The organism is Dryocola clanedunensis, from assembly GCF_038405435.1.
Classification (GTDB): domain Bacteria; phylum Pseudomonadota; class Gammaproteobacteria; order Enterobacterales; family Enterobacteriaceae; genus Dryocola; species Dryocola clanedunensis_A.
The window spans coordinates 1-522 of record NZ_JBBYHZ010000219.1 but is presented as its reverse complement, the minus strand read 5'-3'; the positions used below and the strand labels follow the sequence as shown (position 1 = coordinate 522).

The 522-nt window shown below is 61.3% G+C and carries 1 pseudogene; it reads right to left on the bottom strand.

Going from position 1 to position 522, the window contains the following annotated elements:
• Positions 1-522 (bottom strand): annotated as a pseudogene (locus AAE045_RS24315) (phospholipase D-like domain-containing anti-phage protein); the annotation flags it as partial.

Below are 522 nucleotides of genomic sequence, written 5' to 3'. Positions count from 1 at the left end.
CGGGTTTTCGCGCTGAAAAAGCGTTGCACCTGATATGCGGCGCTCCAACTCCTCTTCCAGAATCTCCCGTGTTTCCTCCGTCAGATCTGCCAGCGAACGGTTGGTTTGCCACTCGCCGTTCTGCAAACCCAAGTCTTGCCGGATAGCTGAGAACAAGCGACGAGCGCGAGGCTCACTGGTTGATTCCGTGCGCGGAAGCGGCGAGCGCAACAGTTCCCACGCATGGGTGAGCGATTCGACCTCCACGCGGCCCGCGAGAATGTCAAGCACTTCGTCGGGTCGGTGCCACGTCGCCAGGTCGTGGCCGAGCACGAAACGGCCTGGGCCTTGATGCAGGATGCCGAGCAAGTCCCATAGATCAGCAGGGGTGGTCTGTATCGGCGTGGCCGTTCCCAGCAGCACGTGATCTGCCCGGGCGGCGATCTCGCGCATGAAGGCCAGCAGCTCATTTGGTGTTCCAGCTTCCTTTCCGAAGCCCTGGCGGGTTCTGGCTTTGTGCGCTTCGTCGAGAATCACTACGCC